Genomic DNA, 25,113 nt, shown 5'->3' with positions numbered 1-25,113 from the left:
GTCTTGCTCAGGATTATACTGATTGAAAGGATTACCAGGATTTTTTCTTTCAGGATTAATAAAGATTAAAAAAAGACTCGCGGAGATCAAATCGATATGATCTCCGCGAGTCTTTTTTTAATCTTTATTAATCCTGAAAGAAAAAATCCTGGTAATCCTTTCAATCAGTATAATCCTGAGCAAGACAACCTTCGCGTTACCTCTGCCCAAGGCCAATGCCGGTATCGCCTTGTGAGAGGTCGCCGGTGTCGTAGCCTTTTTTGAACCAGAACATTCTTTGCTCGGAGGTGCCGTGGGTGAAGGCGTCAGGCACTACCTGGCCGGTGGCGGCCTTTTGGAGTTTATCATCGCCAACGGCGCTGGCGGCATTGAGGCCGGACTGGATATCGCCGGACTCCAATATCTTTTTCATTTTATCGGCATGATTGGCCCAGAGCCCTGCCAGGAAATCGGCTTGCAGCTCAAGTTTCACGGAGAGTTTGTTGTATTCCGTTTCGCTCATACGGCTGCGCATGGCCTGCACCTTGCGGCTGATGCCGAGCAGGTTTTGTACGTGATGGCCCACCTCATGCGCGATCACATATGCTTTGGCGAAATCGCCCTGCACACGGAAGCGCTGTTCCAGTTCATTGAAGAAAGAAACATCGAGGTATACTTTAGCATCGGCGGGGCAATAGAATGGTCCCATGGCTGATTCTGCGGCGCCGCAGCCGGAAGTGGTAGCATCCGTGAACAGTACCATGTGGGGTTTCTCGTAGTTGAGGCCCAGCTGTTGGAATTGCTGGGTCCAGACATCTTCAGTGCTGTGCAGTACTTTGGCGGAAAACTGTTCGATGGCGCTGCTGTTGGCGGTAGTCAGCTGCTCGGAAGTGCCTGTGCCGCCGCCCGGGCCCTGCGCCTGTTGCACGGCCTGCATCACCTGCTGGGGGCTTTGCCTGGTGATCAATGACAGTACGATCACGACGATCACGCCGCCGATACCGCCACCAATACCGATTGTACGCATACCGCCGCCGGAACGCTTCTCGACGTTGTCGCTCATTTGTTCGTCGTCTAAACGCATAGTTGTGGGAGTGTTTAGTGATTTAATTTGCTGGCCCTAAAATACATTTTTGCCGGCGATTTACCCGCTTTTCACCGACGATTTCCTACCTGGTCACCGATCATTGGTTGCTATCCTTTGCGTGCATAGATAGTTTTGTAAAAAAACTATCCTCCCATGCAATATATACTATGTACCGCCGATCTCAGAAAATCATACCGTACCGGCAAACAGGCCGTGGAAGCCGTTCGCGGCGTAGATATGCAGGTGCACCAGGGCGAGATATTCGGTTTCCTCGGTCCTAACGGCGCTGGTAAAACCACTACCCTGCGCATGCTCACCACCTTACTCCAACCTGATAGCGGCGAAGCCATGATCGCCGGTTATGACCTGCGCCGCCAGCAACAACAGATACGCGAATGTATCGGGTATGTAAGTCAGGCCGGTGGCAGCGATAAAGATGCTACCGCCTGGGAAGACCTCATCCTGCAAGGACGCCTCCATGGCATGCCCAAGCTGGCAGCGGCCGCACGCGCCAAAGTGCTACTCGAAACTTTCGACCTCGGCAACATCGCCGACCGCAAGCCAGCGACTTATTCCGGCGGACAAAAACGCCGCCTCGATGTCGCTCTGGGCATGATGCACAACCCCGCCATTCTGTTCCTCGACGAGCCCACTACCGGCCTCGATCCGCAAAACAGGGAACGCCTCTGGGAAGAAGTACGCCGCCTCCGTGATCAGGGCACCACCATCTTCCTCACCACTCACTATATGGATGAAGCAGATGCCTTGTGCGACCGCATCGCCATCATGGACGCAGGCCGCATCGTAGTAACAGGCGCTCCGCAGGAACTGAAACGGAAAACGATCGTCAGCAAAGGACAGGCATCGCTCAACGACGTATTTCTGCAACACACCTCTGCATCGCTCAATCATCTTGTTAACTGATCAATCCTCCGGCTATGACCTTCTTCCAAATTCTTCAATTATATTATTTCAGGAAGATAAAAGAAACCCTGCGCAATCCTGCGGTGATATTCATGACCGTGGGGGTGCCGCTGATGTACCTTACGCTGTTTGCCCCGCTGCTGCAGCATTTCACGGGCATGGCTGCTTTTGGCAGCACCAATGTGCTGAATTTCTTCTTACCTGGTATGATCGTGGTGCTGGCGGTTTTCGGCGGCTTGTTCGTAGGCTTCGGACTGGTAGATGAAATACGTTCCGGCGTGATCGAGCGTTTCCGTGTTACGCCTACCAGTCGCCTGGCCATCCTGCTGGGCAGCGTGCTGCGCGATGTGACCAGCGTGCTCGTTCAAACGCTGATCATCACGCTGGTGGCCATTCCCTTCGGCCTCGATGTGCAGTGGCCGGGCTTCCTGGCTACCTTGCCGCTGCTGGCGATGCTCACGGCTTTGTTCTCTTCTTTCTCCTATGCGCTGGCGCTTATTTTCAAAAGTGAAGATACATTGGCGCCTATCGCGCAGGGCATTTCGCTGCCGATCATGCTGCTGGCAGGTTTCCTGTTGCCGATCAGTCTGGCCCCTCACTGGCTGCAGGTGGCCGCTCATTTCAACCCGGTGTATTATGCGGTGGAAGCGGCACGTACGCTCATGTCGGGCAGGGCCGATACTACTATCGTGCTGGAAGCCTACGCCGTGCTCATACCTATACTGGCGCTGGTTTTCGGCTGGGCCGTACGTTGCTACCGAAAAGTGGTGAGCTGAACAAAAGAATAATTGCTGTGGTTATTGTAAGAGACTATATTGCAGATACACCAGAACATTCACTTACATTAACTACAGTTTTATGAAGATCAAACAGATATTACTTGCCTCAAGACCTAAAGGATTGCCTACCAGCGCAAACTTCAAATTCGTAGACACAGAACTGCCGGCGCCCCAGGCAGGCGAGGTATTGGTAAAGCCGGTTTATTTTTCCGTAGATCCGTATATGCGTGGCCGTATGAATGAAGGCAAATCATACATCCCGCCATTTGAAGTGGGCATGCCCATCACCAGCGGCTGTGTGGCGGAAGTGAGCAGCAGCCAGGACGAACGTTTCCAGGCCGGCGATATGGTGATGCTGGCCACTTCCAGGCCCCTGATGCCCTGGGCCACCGCCATCGTCTATCCGGCAGAACAGCTCCGGAAAGTAGACAGCTCTATCCCCCTCACCTACTATCTCGGACTGCTGGGCATGCCCGGTCTCACGGCTTATTTCGGACTGATGGATATTGGTAAGCCCAAGGCAGGTGAAACCGTCGTGATCTCCGGCGCTGCAGGCGCCGTGGGCATTGTAGTAGGGCAGATCGCCAAATTGCAGGGCTGCCGGGTAGTAGGCATCGCCGGCGGCGCAGACAAGGTAAAGATGCTGACCGACCAATTCGGCTTCGACGCCGCTATCGACTATAAAAACAACAAAGACATGAAAGCCGCTGTGGCGGCGGCTTGCCCCAATGGTGTAGACATTTATTTTGATAATGTGGGCGGAGAGATATCAGACGCCGTGATGCTTAACCTTAACTTCCATGCGCGTGTACCGCTCTGTGGACAGATCGCGCTTTATAATGCCACCGAACTGCCCAACGGTCCGCGGCCGCAGCCTTTACTGGTTACCCGCAGCATATTGATGCAGGGCTTTGTGATCGGCAACTATGCCTCCCGTTTTGAAGAAGGCTTCAAAGCGCTGTTCGCCTGGGTGAAAGCCGGCAAGCTCAAATACACCGAAACGGTGGAAGAAGGTTTTGACCATCTACCAGAAGCCTTGCTGGGACTATTTTCCGGCAGGAACAGCGGCAAGATGATCGTAAAAGTTTAATGACCTGTTTTGTATCTTTAATGTATGACCGATGCAGTAGTACATACCCGTATTAAAAAGGTGCAGCATGCCGCCATCACAGACGTAGAAGATGTGGTAGCAACAGAAGAACCGCTGGAGATCAGGCTGGTCTACGGACCTTCCCATAACCGCCGGCAGCAGTCTATTTCCATTACCATGCGTACGCCCGGTAATGACGAAGAGCTGGCTGCCGGCTTTCTTTTTACAGAAGGGATCATCAGCAGTTACAGCGGCATCACAGGCATCCACGCACAACATAATGAAGATCAGAGCATCGCTACCGTGCAATTGCAGGAAAATGTGATACCAGCGCTAGGCGCCGCCCGGCGCAGCTTTGCGGCGACTGCCGCCTGTGGTGTTTGCGGTAAAACAGATCTCGCTGCTATTCATACAGGCGTTAACGTTAGTAGCGCCGCAGCTGTTGCATTGACCAGCGCCGATATTATTTGCCGTTTACCTGCCGCTTTGCAGCAGGAACAGGCAGTATTCAATACTACCGGCGGCTTGCATGCCGCCGCCCTCTTCGATGCTGCTGGCCGTTTACAACTGTTGCGGGAAGATATCGGCCGGCACAACGCGGTAGACAAGATCATCGGCGCGGCCCTGCAAGCACCGCTCCTGCCCTTATCTTCCTGCCTGCTCTTGCTCAGCGGGCGCGCAGGCTTCGAATTAATACAAAAGGCGGCCATGGCTAACATACCGCTCATCGCCGCTGTGGGCGCGCCTTCCAGCCTGGCAATAAAAATGGCGGCAGCGTGGAATATTACTTTGATCGGCTTTTTAAGAGGAGAGAAATTTAATATCTACACCGGCGCAGAAAGAATCACCTGTAAATAGATGACCATGCACCTGGAAGAAAATCCTGTGAAGTTCACCGGCCTCCGGCTCAGCAAACCCAAGACCACCGCGGCGGGCATCCCCGCTGTGATTTCGAGCATGAAGCACATCCTCGAAGAAATGAATGCCTTCAGGGGCATGCAGGCATTGCTCAAACTGAACCAGAAAGACGGCTTCGACTGTCCCGGATGCGCCTGGCCCGACCCGGATGACGAGCGCTCCCACATCGCCGAATACTGCGAGAACGGCGCCAAAGCCGTTGCAGAAGAAGCCACCACCAAAAAGCTCACGGTTGATTTCTTCGCCGCCAACAGCATAGAAGAACTTGGTGAACTGACAGATTATGAGATCGGCAAAAAAGGACGCATTGCGCAACCCGTGTACCTGGCGCCCGGCGCCACGCACTACGCGCCTATCTCCTGGGAAGATGCCTATCAGAAGATCGCAACACATTTGCAACAGCTCCCTTCTCCCGATCAGGCCATCTTCTACACTTCCGGTCGCACCAGCAATGAAGCGGCTTTCCTCTATCAGCTGATGGTACGGCAGTATGGCACCAACAACCTGCCCGATTGTTCCAACATGTGCCACGAATCCAGCGGCGTAGCCCTCGGCGAATCGCTGGGCATCGGCAAAGGCTCTGTTACCCTGGATGATATTCATGAGGCAGAAGTGATCATCATCCTCGGCCAGAACCCGGGCACCAACCACCCGCGCATGCTCACAGCCCTGCAAAAGGCCAAGGCGAACGGCGCTACCATCATCGCCGTAAACCCCTTGCCGGAAACAGGTTTGCTGGGATTCCTCAATCCGCAGACGCTGAAAGGTATGCTGCATATCAACACACCGCTCACAGATATCTTCCTGCAAGTAAGGATCAACGGTGATATGGCGTTGCTCAAAGCCATCGCATTGCTGTTATTGGAAGAAGAGAATAAACATCCCGGCGCCGTGTTCGATCGGGCCTTCATTGAGGCTAACACACAAGGCTTTCAGGCTTATATCGATCACCTGCAACAATACCAACTCGCGGAACTGGCCGACCAATGCGGCATTCCGCTGGATCATATCCGTACTGCCGCAGCAGCGCTGATGCATAAAACCAGGATCATCGCCTGTTGGGCCATGGGGCTTACCCAACACAAAAATGCCGTAGATACGATCAAGGAAGTGGTGAACCTGTTGCTGCTGAAAGGCAGCATCGGCAAGCCCGGCGCCGGCACCTGCCCCGTTCGCGGCCATAGCAATGTGCAAGGCGACCGTACCATGGGCATCTATGAACAACCTTCCGAAGCGCTGCTCAATCAATTACAGGCAGTGTATCATTTTAACCCGCCCCGCCAGCATGGCTATGACGTAGTGCATGCCATCCATGCCATGCACCGCGGCGGTGCCAAAGTGTTCATCGGCATGGGCGGCAACTTCCTCTCCGCCACACCCGATACGCTGTACACCGCACAGGCATTACGCAATTGCGACCTTACCGTGCACGTATCTACGAAACTGAACCGCAGCCATATCGTACACGGCAAAGAGGCGATCATACTGCCTTGCCTGGGCCGCAGCGACAAAGACATCCAGCAGGGCGGGCAGCAGTTCGTGACCTGCGAAAACTCTATGGGCGTGATACAAATGTCGAAAGGCGTACTCGACCCTGTCTCCGATCAGCTGAAGAGCGAGCCCGCCATCGTTTGCGAACTGGCCAAAGCATTGCTGGGAAAGGATTCCGGCACCCCCTGGGATCTCTACCAGCAACACTATGATCATATCCGTAACGATATCGAAAAAGTGATCCCGGGCTTTGATCAGTACAATACCAGGGTACGCCATCCGGGCGGTTTTTATCTGCCCAATGGCGCACGGCAAGGGCAATTCAATACCAGTACGGGAAAGGCCCTCTTCAATGTGGCCGAGGTGCAACACATCTCCCTGGCCCCGGAAGAATACCTGATGATGACCATCCGCAGTCATGACCAGTTCAATACCACCATTTACGGACTGGACGACCGCTACCGCGGCGTTTATCATGAAAGGCGCGTGATATTCATGCACCCGGATGATATTGCTGCCGGCGGCTTCCGGGCCGGCGACATTGTAGACCTCTATAACGATCACGGACAAACGGAGCGCGTGGCCTATGGCTTCATCATCGTGGCATTCAGCATTCCACGGCGTTGCACCGCCACCTATTTCCCGGAAACGAATGTGCTGGTGCCCGCCACCAGCACGGCCGACAAAAGCAATACGCCCACTTCCAAATCGGTGATCATCCGGATTAAACCATCGAACATAAAGCGATAATATGAAACCTGTAGTTTGGCAGGCCGTCCGCTGGACCGCCACAGAGTTCTTTACCCTTAACGAGAACGGACATACGAAATTAGCGACCGGCGATATCACCGGCGTGATAAGGGATCAACCTTTTTCTATTCATTATGAAGTGGAGATTGCCCCCAACTGGCATACGTCTTCTTTCCTGATCCGCTCCAGCGGCCCCGCCGCACGGGAGCTAAAGCTCACCTCCGATCTCGGCGGACACTGGTTTGATAAAGATAACAACTACATCGCTGCATTCGACGGATGCATAGACATTGATATCTCGCTCACGCCTTTCACCAACACCTTGCCGGTGCAACGCCTGCAAGCGCTGCCCAACGACGGCGAGGCGATGATAGATGTGATCTATATCCTGCTGCCGGAATTTGAGTTGCAGAAAACACAGCAGCGCTATACGCGCCTCCGCGCTGATACCTGGCGGTACGACAACGTTACCACGCCTTTCACCGCCGACCTGACTTTTGACGAATATGGTATTATGAAAGATTATCCTGGTTTGTTGCAGCGGCGGTATTAATCTACCAATATATCGCCCCTACGGGGCGATGTGAGGCGACATCGCATTCTGCTGCCAATATATCGCCCCTACGGGGCGTAATGATTGGTATCATATGCCGCCCCATAGGGGCGATATATTGGTAGTAGCAATGTATTCGATCAACTATGTTACGCCCCGTAGGGGCGGCATATTGGTAGCAATGTATTCGATCAACTATGTTACGCCCCGTAGGGGCGGCATATTGGTAGCAATGTATTCGATCAACTATGTTACGCCCCGTAGGGGCGGTATATTGGTAGCAATGTATTCGATCAACTATGTTACGCCCCGTAGGGGCGGCATATTGGTAGCAACGTATTCGATCAACAATCATTACGCCCCTACGGGGCGAAACTCCATCAAACTTATTGCAACGATGATATCAGCTGCGCTGCCGTTGTGATCATCTCCTTAAAAATATCTGCTGCCGGCAGCGCTTTGGCTTTGCCGGCCGCTTGTCCGGCCCATAGCGGAACAAAACCGGGATTGTTCTTTTCCCTCGACACTTTACGCGCGGGTTGCGTCAACGCATCCTGGTAAGGATAAGGAGGCAATGCAAGCCCGGACGCTTCTACCTCACGGATCAGGGTGTTGGGCACGCCCCTCGCCCAGCGGCCTGAAAAAGCCCGTGTAAGGCGTGTATCCGTGTCCGTTATATTGCCGATCAATGCCTTGTGCGCCTCTCCTGCCGAGCTTTCGGGGCAACGGAGGAAAGCGCTGCCGGGCTGTACACCCGAAGCTCCCAGCGCCAATGCTGCCGCGATGCCTTCGCCACCGATGATACCGCCAGCGGCTATAACGGGAAGGGAGATACGGCCTTTCATCTCGGATATTAGCGTCATCGTACTTACCTGCGGCAGCGCTGTGCCGAGAAAACTACCGCGGTGCCCACCCGCTTCTATGCCCTGCGCCACTAATGCATCCACGCCGGCGTCTTGCAGCACCAGGGCCTCTTCCAGGCTGGTGGCTGTGCCGATGAGTATCATACCTGCCTGTTTCATCAGGGTGATGGTGGCCGCATCCGGCAAGCCGAAAGTGAAACTTACAATCTTTATTTCTTCCGCGATCAATATGGGGATGATATCATGATAACTGTATAGCGGCAAACCGGAAAGGCTGCTCTCCTGTGCGGGCAGGTCCACGCTGCTGTAAAGCGCCCGCAGGAAAGCCTGCATATTGTTGTAGATGCCTGCATCCGGCGCTGGCGGCAGCTCATAAGTAAATACATTTACTGCAAAAGGCTGCTGCGTGCGTTGCCTTACATCACGGATCAATTCACGTACGGTAGCTGGTGCAATATTGCCTACCGGCAGGGAACCCAGTCCGCCGCTATTGCTGATAGCGGCCACCATAGCGGGCGTGGTGATGCCTAACATCGGCGCCTGTATCACGGGATAGGTGATACCCAGCAAGCGGGTAAGGTTATTCTGCCATTGCATGTTCCGTTGATTTTTATGTAATGTAAGGATTTATCAGCGGAAAATAATGAAGGAAGGCGCACGCAGTGCGGACACATCAAAGCGGAAATCCACGATGGTAGTGATTTCCACCATGAGCTTCTTCATCGGGTCCGGCGCATTGGGATAATAATAAGCGGAGAATTTTAAAGTATTCAGCGATAGGTTTTCATTACGTACCCGGCAGCCGCCACCAATACCAAGATAGATGGGATTTTGCAGCAGGTCATCACGTTTAGCGGTGATCATGCTGGCCTGCAGGGCGGTGAAGAAATTAAATTTAAAGCCCAGCAGCTTGAGCGAGCTATAGTACACGGTTTCGGAGCCCATGTTCAAACGCTGGTAGCCATTGAGCAATACATTGCGGTAGCCCCAGATGCCTGCTTCCATGTTAATGTTAAGCGGCTTGTAAAAGAAAGGATTGGGATTGTTGAGATAATCGATGTTGAGGAACTGGCGAAAACGCGATTTCCGGAAGGTGATGAGGCGACTGTAATATTCCAGGCGGCCATGCATGACGGCATCTTCTGTTTTATTGTTCTGCCAGAAACTACCCATCTCGATCGTCGTATTGAAGAGGCCCTGCCGCCGCGTGAGCCAGAACTTCTGCATCTCCATGGCGGTATAAAGCCGCTTGCGGCTGTCTTTCCAGGTCTCCCATCCTGAAGATACCGCCACATTGTAGCCCAGCGGAATATCTTCCGTTCTCCCGAACCCGAAAAAATAGTGCGCCTTGAAATAATCTACCCGGTAAGCTTCCAGCTGTGCAATATAATAGCGATGATTATTGTAGATAGGATCATTTTTATATTCGATCTGGTCGGGCTTCCGTTGGAACGAGAGATTGTAGGTGCGTGCCAGCAGCGCCACATTGGGCTTTTTGCCGGACCGGCCATAGTGATCATAATTGTTGATGAAGTTATAACCTGCCCAGGCATCTACCACTACATATCGGTAATCGCGGTATACGGTATCAAGCCGGCCACGGATATTGATGGAATAGCTGTTAGCCAGTGTAAGGCCGCCTACCAGTTTCGCAGAATTGCGGTACAGTGGCCGGTTAAAGGAAATGTAGTAAGAGCCTTCATATACATTTGTATCCAGTGGTGCATAGTTGTTGAGCGTGGTGTAACCTACATTCATATCCACGAAAGAGCCCGCGATATTGTATTTGGAGTACTTCACTTCCGAGTTCCAGGTGGGCGAATAGTCGCTACGCCAGGAGAAGCCCATCTGCAGGCCCTGACCGGCGCCCAGTAAATTATTGTTATACACCTTGGCCTCAATATCCTTGGCGCTGAATTGTGTGAGGTCGCCGCCGTATTCAAATACATCTTTGGTTACCACTTCCACATCTACAGAGTCGGAAATAGGATCGCCTTTGAGCACATGGATACGGGCATCCTGTATGAAGGGGCGGTTACGGAGATAACGCTCGTTGTCGGCCAGCACGTAAGGATCGAGGCGCTGATCTTCCCGGAAGAAGAGCGATTGCCGGATCACCCATTCCCGCGAATCATAGTGCAGGCGGTTGGCCAGGTGTATCAGCTTCATGGAGGTGGTGAAGGCGGTATCATTGATGTTGCTGGGGCCGAACACTTTTACTTTGCGGTAGTATACGTTCCGGATCACTTTACCGGTGAAGGGTGTGAAGTACTCCTCACTCTTGATGAGGGTACTATCGTTTTCGTCGTGTGGTTCCGGTATATCCTGCCGCGTGATGCGGCGGATAAAAGAATCGCGGTAGCTTTTATTACGTAGTGAGTCGCGGTATTCGCCAAGTCTTTGCAGGAAGTTATGCCGTGGCTTGGGAATAGGCAGGGTATCCGTGGAGGCTGGCTGCTGGGCGTACACAACAACTGGCAGGCAGAGCGACCCGCACAGAACAGTTATAGTTAACCATATTTTCAGCAGTTTGTCCAAATTTAGCCGTGGGTAACAAGTATAAAGAAAAAAACCGATTGACGGCTATTTTACAAATATGCTACTTTCACGGCAAAAAAAATCTTCGGTCCGTTGATTTATAATACAACCTTATAAATCGACGGACCGAAGACCTTAAAAAGTTTATTTCATGATGCTGGTTTCCCAGCCATCGTATTCGGCATTCACTTGCTGGGCAAGCTCCCAGAGGCTCATCACTACTTTATCGATGGTGGCTTCGGTGGCTTTATCAGGGCGCGACACGCAGAGCTTCACGGGAAACTCGGGATTATCTTCCACCGCTACATCCTGTACAAGGGTAAAGCCATTTTGTTGAAGATGTTCCCAGTAAAGGTTTTTATCTTCAACAGTTTTAAAGTGGATCCAGTGTTCGATCGGTCGCTCTATTTCTGATACATCGCCATGTTGGCGTAACATGCGCAGCACTTTCCTGTTCTGGATACGTTGAAATTCGTATACATCAGGGAAGAGGTAATCGAAATACAGTTCCCAGTTATTGTCTTCCTTTACGCCATAATCGTAACGGTAGTCCGGGAAATTGATCATTGCGTCGGCAATGAATTTATCGTGCAGTAGTGTAGAGCCGGTATAAAAATAAAAATCACGTACGCCATTGGAAAAAGTGCGGCCCACGAAATGTGCATCCAGCCTGGTTTGTAGCTGCTCTACCAAACTATCTTCAATCTCTCCCATGATGGCAAACTCATCATTGTGTGGAAATCCATCTTCGCGTGGATTATTCAGATATACGGTTACATATATGGCATTCGGCTTTTCCTTCAATGGTGCAAATCGTCTCAGATCAAGGTCAAGGCCTATTACTGCTGGACTTTCTTCAATATGACACGTGTAAATATCCCAGTCCGGTCGGTAATCCTTATGCATATAAAAAAATTAAAATAACGCAACAGCGGGCTGTAAAGATACGTTGCTCTCCGTTACCATTGAAAAGATAAACTTGTGATCTGCACTTTTTTATCCACAAAAATTAACGTAAGGGAAGGGAGATAAATTCCTGAGAACGAAACACTCCGCTACCGCGTTAACACTAATTAACACTATCTGCATTTTAGCAGGCGTCCGCGCAAACAGGCTACTGCAAAGGATCCTGCGCAATTCTGAAGTATAGCCGCCTCACAGCAGCCGCTTCTGTACTGCCTTTCATCCTAAAAAAACAGATTTTCTCCAACCTTTCACGCTAATTTTACGATTCTATTTTGTTGGATGCTAGTAAATGTAATTATGAGAAAAATTGTATTGTTGTTTACAGGATGGTTGCTATTATTTCAATGTTCACTATTTGCCCAACAACCCGGCGGCAATGGCAAAGCCGCAGCTGGTAACACCGGCTCTCTTTATGGCAAACTGATTGACGCGCAAACAGGCAAACCCATAGAATACGCTTCCGTAGCGCTGCTCAGGCCTGATTCTTCCGTGGCCACGGGTATGTTATCAAAACCCAATGGCGACTTCAGCTTCGAAAATATCGCGCTCGGCAAGTACCTGCTTAAAATAAATTTCATCGGCTACGAAACCATCTTCAAAGCTGCTACCCTCTCTGGCAAATCCGCTAACGTGGATGCCGGCAATATCAAACTCAAACCCAATGTGAAATCACTGGCGGCCGTAAATGTAGTGGGCGAAAAACCAGCCTACACCATGGCCATCGACAAACGTGTTTTCAACGTAGATAAAAATCTCGCCAGCATCGGCGGCACCGCCACCGACGTGCTGAAACAGGTGCCCTCCGTGAATGTAGATATTGATGGTAATGTATCAGTGCGCAATGGCACGCCTACCATTTTCGTTGACGGACGCCCCACCACCCTCACACTGGACCAGATCCCTGCCGACGCTATCGACAAGATCGAAGTAGTCACCAACCCTTCCGCGAAATATGACGCAGAAGGGATGAGCGGCATCCTCAACATCGTGCTCAAGAAAAACAAGAAGGCCGGTATCAATGGACTGATCAGCGCCGGCGGTTCCTCACTGGGCAGCAGCAATGGCGGCATCGACTTCAACCTGCGCCAGGAGAAATTCAATTTCTTCGTCAACTATAATTTCAGGAACCGCGTATCGCCCATGACCAGCCGCCTGTTCCGCAAAAATATCGGCGCCGATACCACCACCTACCTGGAACAGTTGCAGGACGGGGATTTCTACCGCCGCTTCCAGACTGGCCGCATCGGGTTCGACTGGTTCATCGATAACCGCAATACGCTCACCATCTCCGAAAACCTCACTGGCGGCAACTTTAACAAGTACAACGATCAAACGCTGAACGAACTTGATATCAACCGCCAGAAAGTCCGCTACGGCACCGGGATCGACAATACGAAAAACGGCTTCCGTAACTACACCACACAGCTGGGGTACAAACATAACTTCGCAAAAGAAGGCCATGAGCTGACGGCCGACTTCACCTATAACTACGCCACCGGCGATAACAGCACCGACTACTCCCTCCAGTACTACGACCTGAAAGGAGCGCCGCTCTACAGCCCGAAACAACCGGAGAAAAGGTATGGTAACGGTGACGGCACTACGACGTATCTCACCGGCCAGGTAGACTACGTAAACCCGCTCACAGAAAAGTCAAAGATCGAGATGGGTCTGCGCACCAACTCCCGCTCCTTCAATAATAAAATGAATACGTATGGTCTTGATTATCCCACTGGCAAATACAATCTCGATACGGCACTGTCCAACAACTACCATTACCAGGAGATGATCAATGCTGCCTACGCCAGTTATACCGGCGCGGTCAACGATTTCGGCTACCAGGTAGGCCTGCGCGCGGAACAATCTTTCTATAACGGCGAAACGCGCCTGGGCACGAAAGATTCCTATAAAGTGAATTATCCGATCAGCCTTTTCCCGAGCATCTTCCTCTCGCAGAAATTCAAGGGCGATCATGAATTACAGCTCAACTACAGCCGCCGTATCCGCCGGCCCTGGTTCCGCGATCTGCTGCCAACCATCGATTACAGCGGACAAAGCGCCAGCCGCGGTAACCCGGAGCTGAAGCCCGAATTCACCAACTCTTTCGAGCTCTCCTACCTCAAAGATTTTGCGCACAAGCATAACCTGCTCGTGTCTTTATACTACCGCAATACAGAAAATGCGATCACAGATTTCTATGTAGATACGGTATTACAGCTGAATGGCCAGCAGCAGCGCGTGTTGCTGTCGTACCCCATCAACGCGAGCACGCGTAACTCTTATGGCGCGGAAATAACCGTCAGGAGCCAGCTCACCAAAATATGGGATGTGACCACCAACCTTAACTTTGCACAAACAAAGATCAACGCCACGCAGCAGAACAGCAACCTTTCCAACCAGGGCTTTATCTGGTTCGGTAAGCTCAACAGCAACACCAAACTGCCGTGGAACCTCACTTTACAGGTAGCCGCGGAATATGAATCAAAACAGATATTGCCACAAGGCGAAAGGGAGCCTACCTGGTCGGCAGATGCGGCGGTGAAGAAAGATTTTCTCAAAAACAAGGCCTTGTCTATTTCTCTTGGCATCAACGATATCTTTAACACTGATCGTAACCTGAGCTATACCAACACGGCATTTTCCGAACAGGAAAATTACCGCAAGCGGCTTACACGTGAGCTGCGTCTCAATGCAGTATGGCGTTTCGGTAAAATGGACACGCACCTCTTCAAGCGTAAATCCAACAAGCAGGAAGGCAATGGCGATATGGGAGGAGGAGATAACTATTAATTCGTAATTTGAGGTCCGTAACTAATAACGGACATGGATTCTATTTACCACACGATCACATTAAGATTTCTCGCAGAGCCCTCAGATGTAAATTTCGGCGGAAAGGTACACGGGGGCTCGGTGATGAAATGGATAGACCAGGCAGGATACACCTGTGCCGCTAACTGGAGCGGACAATATGCCGTCACCGTTTATGTGGGCGGCATTCGTTTTTTCAAGCCCATCGCCATCGGCGACCTGGTAGAGATCAATGCCAGTATCATTTATACGGGCAATACTTCCATGCATATCTCCATAGATGTATTCGCCGGTAACCCGCGCCAGCAGCAGAAAACCAAGACCACCCACTGCGTAATGGTGTTTGCCGCCGTAGATGATAACGGCAAAACTGTTCCCGTCCCCAAATGGGTGCCACACACCGCAAATGAAATCAACCTGGAAAGCTACGCCAAAAAGCTCATGGATCTGAGAAAGGATATTGACGAGGAGATGAAACCTCATTAGCGGAGGTTGTCTTTGCTCAGGTATTTTGATTGAAAGATTATAAGATTTTTACAGATTAAAAAGGATTCGCGAAGATCAACTCGAAATGATCTTCGCGAATCCTTTTAATCTGTAAAAATCTTATAATCCTTTCAATCAAAATAATCCTGAGCAAAGACAACTCCGCACGCCGCTAGCTGGAGAACTGCATTTCGCTGAGCATCTTGTACAAACCGTTGTCCATGCCTATCAGTTGGCCGTGGGTGCCTTCTTCTACGATGTGGCCTTTGTCGAGCACGATGATCTTGTCGGCTTCGCGAACGGTGGAGAGGCGGTGGGCGATCACGATGGAGGTACGGCCTTCCATGAGTTTATCCAGCGCGTCTTGTACGAGTTTTTCGGATTCGGAATCGAGGGCGGAGGTGGCCTCATCGAGGATGAGGATGCGGGGGTTCTTCAATACGGCGCGTGCGATGGCGATGCGCTGCCGTTGCCCGCCCGACAGCTGGATACCTCTTTCCCCTACGATAGTGTTGAGGCCATTCGGGAAGCGCTGGATGAACTCCCAGGCGTTAGCTTGTCTGGCAGCGGATTCCAGCTCGGCGTCGGTGGCGTCAGGCTTGCCATAGGCGATGTTCTCGCGGATGGTGCCCCCAAAGAGGAATACATCCTGCGGCACTACCGCCATCTGCGAACGCAGCGCTGTTAAGGGAATGCTCTGGCTTTCCTTGTTATCGAAAAAGATGTGGCCACTAACGGGATTGTATAAACGAAGCAACAGGGATACGATGGTGCTCTTTCCGGCGCCGCTGGGCCCTACCAGTGCTACTTTCTGATCAGGATATACGTCGAAGCTCACATCTTTCATGATGGTGAGATCCGGGCGCGAAGGGTAATGGAAAGATACGCCTTTGAAACTGATCTGCCCGTGCAGCTGGTTTTCCGGGGCGATGCTGCTGATCTCTGTGATCGGCTCTTCCGGTTCATCGAGGATATCGAGCAGGTGTTCGGTGGCGCCGATGCTCTTTTGCAGATTGGTATATACTTCTGCCAGGCCGGCGATAGAGCCGCCGATAAATACAGAATACAATACGAAAGATAGCAGCTGCGAAGTGGGCATGCCCATGGAAACGCCGCGCCAGATCACGGCTACGAGCGCCCCGAAGATACCGAGGATAATGAAAGATGAAAAGGCGCCGCGGTACCGGCCACCCTTCATACCGATGCGCGCCGCTTCGTTGGTGCGTTGACGGTAGCGCGCTATCTCGAAGAACTCATTGGCAAAAGCCTTTACATTCAAGATCCCTTGCAGGGTTTCTTCTACTACCGTGTTGGCCGCCGCGATCTGCTCCTGCACCTGCTTGGAGAAACGGCGGATGAATTTTCCGAATACCACCGCTACGATCATCATCAGCGGCAGAATGGCCAGCATAAAGGCGGTCAGCTGCCAGGAAGTGAGCAGCAGGATGGTGGTACCGCCAATGATGATCACCATCTGGCGGATAAACTCTGCGAGCGTAGTGGTAAATGTTTCCTGTAACAGGGAGATATCGGAGGAGATACGGCTACTCAGCTCTCCCACCCTGCGTTCCAGGAAAAACTTCATGGGCAGCTTGATGAGATGGCTGTAAATCGTTTGCCTTAAGGTGGCCAGGGTTTTTTCGGTAACGTTCACAAACAGGATGATACGGAAAAAAGAGAAAACGGCCTGCGCCACGAGTACGCATACCAGCAGCAGGCCTGCCAGGTTCATTCCCTTGTACAGGATCGTTTGGCTTTTAACATCCACGAGCTGTCCTAACAGCTTGGGGAAGGCCAGTCCGGCCAGACTGGAGATCAACAAAAAAAGGAGGCCAACTCCAAATTCGGCCCAATATGGTTTTACATAACGGAACAGGCGGAATGTTTTTTTGAGGGAAGCCCATTTCAACGCTGGCTTCTGCGTCGGGTTGCTGATGTCGTTTTGTTGCATTTAATACCGATGTTGATTACACTTATACAGGAGGACGAATGATAAACAAATATATTGTTATAATTACGAATTACGAATTAAGAATTACGGCCCACAACGTAGTGATACGCGATGGGCCGTAATTCTTAATTCGTAATTCGTAATTGTCATTTGTGTCCTTTTCGGTGCTTCGAAGAGTCCTGCGCGCCGGTACCGTAGCGGGCAGAATCTTCTCCCGGGTTAATGGCGCCCGGCGGCTGTTGCGCAGCTGGCGCAGTGTCAGGCGGCATCATACTGGCAGTGTCGGTAGTGGCATTCGAGGCCGAATCAGTACGTGGCTTGTTGCCCGATCCGCAGGATGCGAGCAGGGTTAAGGCGATGCCGCCAGTCATCAGCAAATGTGATACTTTCATGCAACTGAATTTAAACGGTGAGAAAATGCACTTCGGGGTCAGGTGCAGGAAAACAGGAACAGGCTGATAATACCGGCCAAACACAGCGCCACACAGCATTTGTAAATAATTAGTCTTGTCATGGGATATTCGGTGATAAAGGTTTTGCGATGATACATTACAATTCCCCTACGAAAGAATTATGCCAACCCTTACATTTGTAAGAAGTTTATTTTCCTGCTGATGAAACATATTATCGATATTGTTACCGAAGACCAGCTGCTGAAGATCCTGATCGCGGTGGCCGTAGGCAGCGCGCTGGGCCTGGAGCGCGAGTATAAACGCAAAGCGGCGGGCATGCGCACCATGACGCTCATCTGTGTGAGCAGCGCCGTTTTCACTATTCTCTCCGCTCAATTGGGCAATCCTGGCAGTCCCGACCGCGTGGCCTCCAACATCCTTACCGGTGTGGGCTTCATCGGCGCCGGCGTGATCTTTAAAGGCGATTTCGCCATCGACGGGATCACCACCGCCGCCACCATCTGGATAGCCGCTGCACTGGGCATGGCCATCGGCATGAGCCAGTACTGGCTCGTAGGATTTTCGCTGGCAGGGGCTTTGCTGGTATTGATCGCAATGGTATATATCGAAAAATGGGTGGCGAAGGTGAACGACAAACGCTTTTACGTCATCTATTTTAATGAAGATAAATTTCCACATCACCAGATGGAAGACACCATTCGCAGCCTTGGCCTGAAACACAAGCGCCTGCTGGTGGCAAAAGAGAATGGCGTATGCGAAGTGAATTACGCCGTGCACGGCCATCGCAACAAAATGAAACAATTAGACGAATTTTTGCTACAACGCGCAGATATTAACCGTTATCAGATACAATCCAATCCATCATAATTTTTAGCAAGATGCCCTCCCACGCTGATCTTCCGCTGCATTATGGCCATGTGCCGCCCTGGCTTGCCAGGCGTATGAGCCTGTTGGGAGGCGCTATCACCGAAGCCGTGATCATGGATTATGGCAAGGGCGAATTCCTGCGGCGCCTCAGCGACCCATGCTGGTTTCAGGCGCTGGGATGCGTGCTGGGCATGGATTGGCACTCTTCCGGCATCACCACTAGCGTAATGGGCGCACTTAAAAAAGCGCTCAACCCGCGGGCGGCTGAACTGGGCATCTACATCTGCGGCGGCAAAGGCCGCTACAGCAAACAAACACCGGACGAACTCATCGTCATCGCCAATAAAACCGGCCTGCCCGGCGATCAGCTGGTACATGCCAGCAAACTTACCGCCAAGGTAGATAACACCGCTATCCAGGATGGCTACCAGCTCTATCTCCACTCCTTCATCCTCTCCGATGAAGGCGAATGGGCCGTAGTACAACAAGGCATGAACGATCACAATGGCATGGCGCGGCGCTACCACTGGCATTCTTCAGCGTTCCAGTCGTTCACCGAATCGCCGCATACCTTCATCTATGGCCACAACCAGGGCCAGATACTCAATCTCACCGATCTCCAGGCGGATAGCACCAAAACCGGTATCCTGTCGCTGATCAAAGAAAAGCCCGCACACCTGCTGCCGGAAATACGCAATTTGGTGATGCCTTCGCACCACGAAGTGCGGGAACAAAATGTGAACCTGAAACGGCTGGGCAGCGTGCTGGCACTGGCCCACGATACCCGTCCGCAGGATTTTGAAGCATTGCTGATGCTGGAAGGCGTTGGCCCCCGCACCCTGCAATCCCTCACCCTGGTGAGCGAAGTGATACATGGCACGCCCTCCCGCTTTGAAGACCCGGCACGTTTTTCTTTTGCCCATGGTGGAAAAGACGGCCACCCTTTTCCAGTGCCAGTGCGGGTTTACGACGAAACTATCTCTACGTTGAAAAACGCGCTGTATAAAGCGAAGATCGGCGAGTCGGATAAAAAAGAAGCCATCAAAAAACTGTCGGCCTTATCACAGCAGATAGAAAAAGATTTTGAGCCCAACGCCAATTTCAATAAAGTGATCGCACAGGAAAGGCAACAATCCTGGAAATACGGTGGCAGAACGGTTTTCGGCCAAGCGCCCAAACCGAAGGGCGGCGAGCAACTCGAATTATTCTGATCCTAAAACCATCATCCTATTCATACTGATTACAACACCCTCAGCATTCCGGAAGCCACGCAGATACAGCAGCTTCTCCGCGACCAAACGGTGATCGCGCCTTATACTGCGCCGATCCGCTACATCGCCGGCACGGATATCTCCTTCAATAAATTCAGCACTACGGTGTTTGCAGGCATCGTGGTATTGACTTTCCCGGCTTTGCAGCCCATAGCTTACAGCCTTGTTAAAAAAGAAGTGACCTTTCCCTATGTGCCGGGCTACCTCGCTTTCCGCGAAGTGCCGGCCCTGCTGGATGCCTGGCAACTACTGCTTTTCAAACCAGATGTGCTGGTGCTCGATGGTCATGGCATTGCGCATCCGAGGCGGATGGGCATCGCGGCGCATTTCGGTACGCTGATCGATCATGCTACGATCGGTTGTGCCAAGAAGAAATTATACGGGAGATATGAAGAGCCAGGACCCGCCAGGGGCGCGTATTCGCCGCTCCTCGACAAACAGGGCGGCGTGATCGGTAATGTGCTGCGGACAAAAGAAAAAGTGAAGCCGGTATTCATCTCGCCGGGCCACCGTACAGATGTGGCTACCAGCATGGATATCATCCTGCCATGTGTGCGCCGCCACCGTTTGCCCGAGCCTACCAGGCTGGCGCATCAGGCGGTGAATCAGTTCCGGCTGGGCCTCCTGCCCGAAGGCTATACGGCCATCAACCCAGCCACTTAGCCACCAGGAAGGCTGCCGATGCCGCCAAAGCGCCAATGAACATCACTTTCAGCGCACCTTTCAGCAGTGGCTGCCCCGTCATCTTGCTGCGGTAATAACCAAAAATAAAAAGACATATCAGCGTTACCACAGAAGAATATTTGAATCCTTCCAGCGGCAGGCTGGTGCAGAAATAAGGCAGCAAAGGAATCAATCCTCCAAGGGCATAAGAGAGACCGATGGTAAGCCCGCTCTTCGCCGCCTGGCGCTGGTCGGGCTCTTGCAGGCCTAGTTCATATTGCATCATGAAGGCCACCCATTTGTCTTTATCCTGCGACAGCTCATCAGCGATCTGCTGCTGCACGCCTTCACTCAGGCCATAGGCCGCAAAGATGTTACGGATCTCCTGTTTCTCCTGCTCGGGTACCTGCTCCACTTCAAGGTATTCGCGCTTCAGTTCCGAAGCGTAGAAGTCGATCGCCGTTTTCCCCGCCAGGTAGCCGCCAAGGCCCATAGAGATACAGCCGGCGATGATCTCTGCCACGCCTGCCGTGATCACGATGCTGTTGTTAGTGACGGCGCTGCTCACGCCTGCTGCCAGTGCGAAAGGCACCGTAAGGCCGTCAGACATACCGATCACCACATCCGAAATAAACTGGGAACCACCATGCAGGTGTTGTTCTTGATGCATGAAAAGGGTTTTTAATAATCATTAACAACGCGGGCAGCCGCCCATGGGGCTATCCAGCGGCTTACAGGTCGGCGCCTCGCCTTGCTGAACGGGCGGACATTTTACCGAACCATAGCTGCAAAACACACAGCAATCTCCGGTCTTGGGTTGCAGGCGTACATGGCAATGCCCGCACTCATAGAAATAAACACAGGCGCCCACCGGCATGGTTTCCTCTTGCTGGTGGCCGCAATGCGGGCAGGTGATCACAGATTGCAGTTGCACGTCGTTAACAGACATACCAATGTTTTTATCGCTTCAAACGTACTACTTATTTCCGTATCAGGCGCTTAAAATTGTATCCATGCCAGGCTGGCTTTCCGGTCGTCGCCTTTACGGGTAATGACTACGGTAGCGTATATACGTTTTTGTGCATCATAATCAGCGGCGCCGAGCAGGCAGGCATAGCCCTTTGTCACTTCAGGCATCCCGAAAAGATAGAGGCGTTCCATTTTGTTATTGTAGAAACGATAGCATACGAAATTAGCGTCTGTAGCGTATTTGAGCGGCTTCTTCACTTTATCGGAACCACCGCTCTCCAGGTATTGCAGGTGGTCGTTGAAGAGCACAAAGGTAGCGTTGGGAATGGCTACATAATCATAGGACAGATAGGTATTGGTGTTCAATGCCGCGATCTTGTTACGGAACACCCATTCGCTTTTGGAGCGGCGGTGCTGGAAGAAAGGCTCGCACAGACCGGTGATCACCTGGTACTTGGAAACCGCCACCGTGGTGTTTTCCCGGCCGGTGGAGTCCAGCAAGGCGATGGCGGCATCGCCCATATAAGTGTGGAATTTATTGACCTGCGAATTGCCTTGTTTAAAGCGGGTCAGCGTTTCGAGCATCAGCGTGCTGCTGCCATCGTCATTGAGCAGCCAGCGTTGCGGCGTACCGCTATAGTCCTCTTTCCAGCCCAGGTTGTTCTGCACATTTCTCGACAGCTCCGGAAAGCTAAGCTGGTGGTGTTTTCTGAGCTTTCCATTGCTCAGGAAGGTATTCAGGAAAATACCACTGCCGTTCTCTTTCTTCTGCGATGGCGCCTGGAGCAGCATGGCCACTTGCTGCGAGGCGGGCGATAGCTGTATCATCCCGCTCACTTCTCCGAAATTGGCCGTATAGTCGAGCACGTGATGATCAAAGGTGGAAGAATCCGGTGAGAGCACGCTCATGATCACCTTCGACCAGGGCTCATTTCCCTTGCGTTTCGTATTGAAGCCGGTGGCGCTCAGGTACACTTTCTCCTTGCCCTGCACGGCCATATGGATATAACTGAAATAGCTATACGAAGTATCGTTGAAGTAATAATAACCAGTGTTGATGAGTTGATGATCCGGGGAGAAATGGAGCACTTTCACTCTTTCGCGGATGCTGTCGTTCCGCTGTATCTCTGCGCCGGCAAAGAAGGCTACCGCGTAATAATCGCTGTGGGCGTCCTTTTCCACGTAGCAGTCGTGCGTGGCGAGATTGTCCTGTACGAATACACTGCGATGCTGAACGGTGGGCAGTTCGCCGAGTTGCTTTTCCTGCAAAATGCGGCCTGTTTGCGGATCCAGCACCAGGCGGTACATGACGGGGCAGTTCTTCACCAGTTGTTGCAGGAACAGTACCGGCTGGCCGTTTATCTCATAGATACCGTCTATCTCCGTGGATTCGATATCTGCTGGGTTCCATTGCTGCGGATGGAGTGTATCCATTACCGTTAGTTCCCTTTTGGCATTGTATACGCTCACCTGCACGCCTTCTTTTTTGGAGAAGTGCAGGTAAAGCGTGTTACCATTTTGTAGTTGCATTACCTTGTCCCAGCCGTCGCCTGGTTCTTCAAAAGCGTTGCTTACCTGTACCACCGGCACCTGCGCGCTGGCCACTGCTGCGGGAAACAGGGCGAGCGCGCAGACGACCGTCCATTTAAAATATTTCATCTTCCTACTAATTATTAATTTCAAATATATGAAATTAATTATGTATGAAGAAGAAATCTAGAAACGCATTCTTTGTATCCTTACAGCATTGAGGATGGCGAGCAGCGCCACGCCTACATCTGCAAATACGGCCTCCCACATGGTGGCCAGTCCGCCCGCGCCGAGGATCAGCACAACACCTTTCACTACAAAGGCCAGCGTGATGTTCTGCCATACGATGCGTTTGGTCATTTTACCGATACGGATGGCGACGGGGATGCGGGAGGGTTGATCGTTCTGGATCACGATATCCGCCGTTTCGATGGCGGCATCGCTGCCCAGGCCTCCCATGGCGATACCGGCATCGCTCAGCGCGATCACCGGCGCATCATTGACGCCATCGCCCACAAAGGCCACACTGCCGCGTTTGGCGCGGATCTCTTTCACCCGGTTCACTTTATCTTCCGGCAGCAGATCGCCGAAGGCTTCATCTACGCCAAGGCGGCTGGCAACGTATTTCACTACGCTGCTTTTATCTCCCGACAACATGACGGTATGTACGTTCAGCGCCTGTAAAGATTTCACCGCCTGTTCAGCGTCTTCTTTCAACTCATCTGCAATGGTGATCCATCCGGCAAACTGTCCGTCGATCGCAATAGCCACTACCGTGAGCACAATTTCGTCAGTCCTCACGTCAACGGCTACACTAAATTGCTCCATCAGCCGGAAATTACCTGCCAGCAAGGTTTTACCATTCACCTTTCCTTTGAGGCCATGCCCCGGTATCTCTTCTACTTCCGTCACCTCCGGCAGCAGCAGCTGGTTTCCCAGGTATTCATGAATAGCAGTAGCCACGGGGTGGGTAGATTTCCTTTCCAGCGCATCTACCATAGGCAATACCGTAGCAGCATCAAAACCAGGCTGCATCACCACTTCCTGCACTTTGAACACGCCGCGTGTAAGCGTGCCCGTTTTATCCATCACGATATTTTTTACGGCTGCCATCACATCGAGGTAGTTGCTGCCTTTGAACAGGATACCATTGCGGCTGGCGGCGCCAATACCGCCGAAATAGCCCAGGGGTATGGATATCACCAATGCGCAGGGACAGGATATCACCAGGAAGATGAGCGCGCGGTACAGCCATTCATTGAAATCATATTGCGCCACAAAAAAGTAGGGCAGCAAACAAATGGCCGCCGCCAATGCCACCATCACAGGCGTATAGATACGCGCAAAGCGGCGGATGAACAGCTCTGTAGGCGCTTTCTGCGCGGTGGCGTTCTGCACGAGGTCCAGTATCTTCGACAATTTGCTATCGGCATAAGGCGTGCTCACCTCCACATCTGCCAGTGTATTGAGGTTGATCATGCCGGCCAGCACCTCCTCGCCTTTGCGTTTTACATCAGGTTTGCTTTCGCCGGTCAGGGCGGCCGTATTGAAAGATGCGCTGTCGGACAACAGCTTGCCATCCAGTGCGAGCTTTTCACCAGGCTTGAGCTGAATAATGCTGCCCACGGCTACTGTGGCGGCTTTGCGGCGGGATACTTGTCCGCCTTCCAGTATACTTACCTCATCAGGGCGTTGATCCAGCAATCCTTTGATATTCGATTTGGCCCTGTTCACAGCTGCCGCCTGGAACACTTCCCCGATGGCGTAAAAGAGCATCACGGCCACCCCTTCCGGATATTGGCCAATATAAAATGCGCCCACCGTGGCGATGGTCATCAACAAAAATTCACTGAACACATCTCCTTTCATCACCGTCCTTCCTGCATTCACCATCACAGGCAAGGCTACCGGCAAATAGGCCACCAGATAGAGCAGCAGCCTTTTAACGCCAGTGAATGCCGGCCATTGATTATCCAATACAATACCAGTGAGCAACAACACCAGACTTACGATGCAGGCAATGAAGGCGGCGCTTTTCCACCATGCGGTGGCTCCATGATCGTGATCATGGCCTTCGTGACCGGTTTCAATAACTGTTTGAGCGATCATATCGATTGATTGAGATTTAACAGATAAAAAAATTATATCGTCGTTGGGGTTTCGCTCCCCGGGCGATGTATGCCCCCATTTGATGCCCCGGGCTCGGGCCCCCATCCC

Annotated in this window: 21 protein-coding genes; 11 read left to right on the top strand and 10 right to left on the bottom strand. The window is 52.0% G+C overall.

Translation table 11 applies throughout. The features are described 5' to 3' along the window. Window positions 1–196 precede the first annotated feature (196 nt). Window positions 197–1,063: a KPN_02809 family neutral zinc metallopeptidase gene (gene ypfJ, locus FPG75_RS25895; RefSeq protein ID WP_143310954.1), complete on the bottom strand. Its 867-nt coding sequence runs from the start codon at window positions 1,061–1,063 to the stop codon at window positions 197–199. A gap of 156 nt (window positions 1,064–1,219) precedes the next feature. Between ypfJ and FPG75_RS25890 the strand changes: the two genes are divergently transcribed. The 6 genes from FPG75_RS25890 (at window position 1,220) to FPG75_RS25865 (ending at window position 7,571) form a co-directional block, all read left to right on the top strand. Further along, on the top strand, window positions 1,220–1,990 hold the full coding sequence (locus tag FPG75_RS25890) for an ABC transporter ATP-binding protein (RefSeq protein WP_201748018.1): 771 nt from the start codon (window positions 1,220–1,222) through the stop codon (window positions 1,988–1,990). 14 nt (window positions 1,991–2,004) lie between these two features. Further along, entirely contained in the window at window positions 2,005–2,766 is a 762-nt protein-coding gene (locus FPG75_RS25885) for an ABC transporter permease (protein ID WP_143310953.1), read from the top strand. Window positions 2,767–2,848: 82 nt separating this feature from the next. Then, the gene (locus FPG75_RS25880; RefSeq protein ID WP_143310952.1) at window positions 2,849–3,859 is read left to right on the top strand and encodes an NADP-dependent oxidoreductase; all 1,011 of its coding nucleotides are present in this window, start codon (window positions 2,849–2,851) and stop codon (window positions 3,857–3,859) included. Between the two features lie 24 nt (window positions 3,860–3,883). Beyond that, on the top strand, window positions 3,884–4,717 hold the full coding sequence (gene fdhD / locus FPG75_RS25875) for a formate dehydrogenase accessory sulfurtransferase FdhD (protein ID WP_143310951.1): 834 nt from the start codon (window positions 3,884–3,886) through the stop codon (window positions 4,715–4,717). Window positions 4,718–4,723: 6 nt separating this feature from the next. Continuing rightward, window positions 4,724–7,018 (top strand): FdhF/YdeP family oxidoreductase, encoded by a 2,295-nt coding sequence (locus tag FPG75_RS25870; protein WP_236652903.1) that lies wholly within the window; start codon window positions 4,724–4,726, stop codon window positions 7,016–7,018. Between the two features lies 1 nt (window position 7,019). Then, window positions 7,020–7,571, top strand: a complete 552-nt coding sequence (locus tag FPG75_RS25865; RefSeq protein ID WP_143310949.1) for a putative glycolipid-binding domain-containing protein — start codon at window positions 7,020–7,022, stop codon at window positions 7,569–7,571. Between the two features lie 386 nt (window positions 7,572–7,957). On the opposite strand, the gene FPG75_RS25860 is transcribed toward FPG75_RS25865, so the two are convergent. The 3 genes from FPG75_RS25860 to FPG75_RS25850 all read right to left on the bottom strand — a co-directional run bounded on the left by FPG75_RS25860 (window position 7,958) and on the right by FPG75_RS25850 (window position 11,878). Further along, window positions 7,958–9,031, bottom strand: a complete 1,074-nt coding sequence (locus tag FPG75_RS25860; protein ID WP_143310948.1) for an NAD(P)H-dependent flavin oxidoreductase — start codon at window positions 9,029–9,031, stop codon at window positions 7,958–7,960. A 33-nt stretch (window positions 9,032–9,064) separates the two neighbouring features. Continuing rightward, window positions 9,065–10,972 (bottom strand): BamA/TamA family outer membrane protein, encoded by a 1,908-nt coding sequence (locus FPG75_RS25855; RefSeq protein ID WP_143310947.1) that lies wholly within the window; start codon window positions 10,970–10,972, stop codon window positions 9,065–9,067. A gap of 144 nt (window positions 10,973–11,116) precedes the next feature. Beyond that, the gene (locus tag FPG75_RS25850) at window positions 11,117–11,878 is read right to left on the bottom strand and encodes a DUF695 domain-containing protein (RefSeq protein WP_143310946.1); all 762 of its coding nucleotides are present in this window, start codon (window positions 11,876–11,878) and stop codon (window positions 11,117–11,119) included. A gap of 357 nt (window positions 11,879–12,235) precedes the next feature. On the opposite strand from FPG75_RS25850, the gene FPG75_RS25845 reads away from it, so the two are divergent. Together FPG75_RS25845 and FPG75_RS25840 are read left to right on the top strand one after the other, a co-directional pair. Continuing rightward, complete coding sequence (locus FPG75_RS25845; protein WP_161596924.1) at window positions 12,236–14,728, top strand: outer membrane beta-barrel family protein; 2,493 nt, start codon at window positions 12,236–12,238, stop codon at window positions 14,726–14,728. A gap of 33 nt (window positions 14,729–14,761) precedes the next feature. Next, window positions 14,762–15,232: an acyl-CoA thioesterase gene (locus FPG75_RS25840; protein WP_143310944.1), complete on the top strand. Its 471-nt coding sequence runs from the start codon at window positions 14,762–14,764 to the stop codon at window positions 15,230–15,232. A 172-nt stretch (window positions 15,233–15,404) separates the two neighbouring features. Here FPG75_RS25840 and FPG75_RS25835 read toward each other — a convergent pair whose 3' ends face one another. Together FPG75_RS25835 and FPG75_RS25830 are read right to left on the bottom strand one after the other, a co-directional pair. Further along, window positions 15,405–17,183 carry an ABC transporter ATP-binding protein gene (locus FPG75_RS25835; protein ID WP_143310943.1) on the bottom strand — a complete coding sequence of 593 codons (1,779 nt, stop codon included), beginning with the start codon at window positions 17,181–17,183 and terminating at the stop codon, window positions 15,405–15,407. 146 nt (window positions 17,184–17,329) lie between these two features. Next, entirely contained in the window at window positions 17,330–17,575 is a 246-nt protein-coding gene (locus FPG75_RS25830; RefSeq protein ID WP_143310942.1) for a hypothetical protein, read from the bottom strand. Window positions 17,576–17,797: 222 nt separating this feature from the next. Here FPG75_RS25830 and FPG75_RS25825 point away from each other — a divergent pair, with 222 nt between their 5' ends. From FPG75_RS25825 to nfi, 3 genes are read left to right on the top strand one after another with little or no spacing between them, the layout of a single operon-like run. After that, entirely contained in the window at window positions 17,798–18,463 is a 666-nt protein-coding gene (locus FPG75_RS25825; protein ID WP_143310941.1) for an MgtC/SapB family protein, read from the top strand. An 11-nt stretch (window positions 18,464–18,474) separates the two neighbouring features. Further along, entirely contained in the window at window positions 18,475–19,674 is a 1,200-nt protein-coding gene (locus FPG75_RS25820) for a DUF763 domain-containing protein (RefSeq protein ID WP_143310940.1), read from the top strand. 18 nt (window positions 19,675–19,692) lie between these two features. Continuing rightward, entirely contained in the window at window positions 19,693–20,397 is a 705-nt protein-coding gene (gene nfi, locus FPG75_RS25815) for a deoxyribonuclease V (RefSeq protein WP_143310939.1), read from the top strand. Here nfi and FPG75_RS25810 read toward each other — a convergent pair. From FPG75_RS25810 to FPG75_RS25795, 4 genes are read right to left on the bottom strand one after another with little or no spacing between them, the layout of a single operon-like run. After that, a complete protein-coding gene (locus FPG75_RS25810) occupies window positions 20,381–21,067 on the bottom strand; it encodes a VIT1/CCC1 transporter family protein (RefSeq protein WP_143310938.1) in 687 nt (228 codons plus the stop codon). The genes nfi and FPG75_RS25810 overlap by 17 nt on opposite strands. Before the next feature lie 21 nt (window positions 21,068–21,088). Continuing rightward, on the bottom strand, window positions 21,089–21,346 hold the full coding sequence (locus tag FPG75_RS25805; RefSeq protein ID WP_143310937.1) for a GDCCVxC domain-containing (seleno)protein: 258 nt from the start codon (window positions 21,344–21,346) through the stop codon (window positions 21,089–21,091). A 50-nt stretch (window positions 21,347–21,396) separates the two neighbouring features. Next, window positions 21,397–23,025 (bottom strand): PQQ-binding-like beta-propeller repeat protein, encoded by a 1,629-nt coding sequence (locus FPG75_RS25800; protein WP_143310936.1) that lies wholly within the window; start codon window positions 23,023–23,025, stop codon window positions 21,397–21,399. Window positions 23,026–23,082: 57 nt separating this feature from the next. Beyond that, window positions 23,083–25,005, bottom strand: coding sequence for a heavy metal translocating P-type ATPase (locus tag FPG75_RS25795; protein ID WP_144695909.1), 1,923 nt, complete (start codon window positions 25,003–25,005; stop codon window positions 23,083–23,085). Between the last annotated feature and the right edge of the window lie 108 nt (window positions 25,006–25,113).

This window comes from Chitinophaga vietnamensis (assembly GCF_902167635.1).
GTDB classification, from domain to species: domain Bacteria; phylum Bacteroidota; class Bacteroidia; order Chitinophagales; family Chitinophagaceae; genus Chitinophaga; species Chitinophaga vietnamensis.
This window is presented reverse-complemented; position numbering and strand designations above follow the sequence as displayed.

Coding starts and splice junctions, on each gene's coding strand:
- FPG75_RS25825 (WP_143310941.1), top strand. CDS start 17,798: ATGAAACATATTATCGATATTGTTACCGAAGACCAGCTGCTGAAGATC.
- FPG75_RS25850 (WP_143310946.1), bottom strand. CDS start 11,878: ATGCATAAGGATTACCGACCGGACTGGGATATTTACACGTGTCATATT.
- FPG75_RS25835 (WP_143310943.1), bottom strand. CDS start 17,183: ATGCAACAAAACGACATCAGCAACCCGACGCAGAAGCCAGCGTTGAAA.
- FPG75_RS25890 (WP_201748018.1), top strand. CDS start 1,220: ATGCAATATATACTATGTACCGCCGATCTCAGAAAATCATACCGTACC.
- FPG75_RS25845 (WP_161596924.1), top strand. CDS start 12,236: ATGAGAAAAATTGTATTGTTGTTTACAGGATGGTTGCTATTATTTCAA.
- FPG75_RS25865 (WP_143310949.1), top strand. CDS start 7,020: ATGAAACCTGTAGTTTGGCAGGCCGTCCGCTGGACCGCCACAGAGTTC.
- FPG75_RS25860 (WP_143310948.1), bottom strand. CDS start 9,031: ATGCAATGGCAGAATAACCTTACCCGCTTGCTGGGTATCACCTATCCC.
- FPG75_RS25810 (WP_143310938.1), bottom strand. CDS start 21,067: ATGCATCAAGAACAACACCTGCATGGTGGTTCCCAGTTTATTTCGGAT.
- FPG75_RS25795 (WP_144695909.1), bottom strand. CDS start 25,005: ATGATCGCTCAAACAGTTATTGAAACCGGTCACGAAGGCCATGATCAC.
- fdhD (WP_143310951.1), top strand. CDS start 3,884: ATGACCGATGCAGTAGTACATACCCGTATTAAAAAGGTGCAGCATGCC.
- FPG75_RS25880 (WP_143310952.1), top strand. CDS start 2,849: ATGAAGATCAAACAGATATTACTTGCCTCAAGACCTAAAGGATTGCCT.
- FPG75_RS25820 (WP_143310940.1), top strand. CDS start 18,475: ATGCCCTCCCACGCTGATCTTCCGCTGCATTATGGCCATGTGCCGCCC.
- FPG75_RS25830 (WP_143310942.1), bottom strand. CDS start 17,575: ATGAAAGTATCACATTTGCTGATGACTGGCGGCATCGCCTTAACCCTG.
- FPG75_RS25870 (WP_236652903.1), top strand. CDS start 4,724: ATGCACCTGGAAGAAAATCCTGTGAAGTTCACCGGCCTCCGGCTCAGC.
- ypfJ (WP_143310954.1), bottom strand. CDS start 1,063: ATGCGTTTAGACGACGAACAAATGAGCGACAACGTCGAGAAGCGTTCC.
- FPG75_RS25800 (WP_143310936.1), bottom strand. CDS start 23,025: ATGAAATATTTTAAATGGACGGTCGTCTGCGCGCTCGCCCTGTTTCCC.
- FPG75_RS25885 (WP_143310953.1), top strand. CDS start 2,005: ATGACCTTCTTCCAAATTCTTCAATTATATTATTTCAGGAAGATAAAA.
- FPG75_RS25840 (WP_143310944.1), top strand. CDS start 14,762: ATGGATTCTATTTACCACACGATCACATTAAGATTTCTCGCAGAGCCC.
- FPG75_RS25805 (WP_143310937.1), bottom strand. CDS start 21,346: ATGTCTGTTAACGACGTGCAACTGCAATCTGTGATCACCTGCCCGCAT.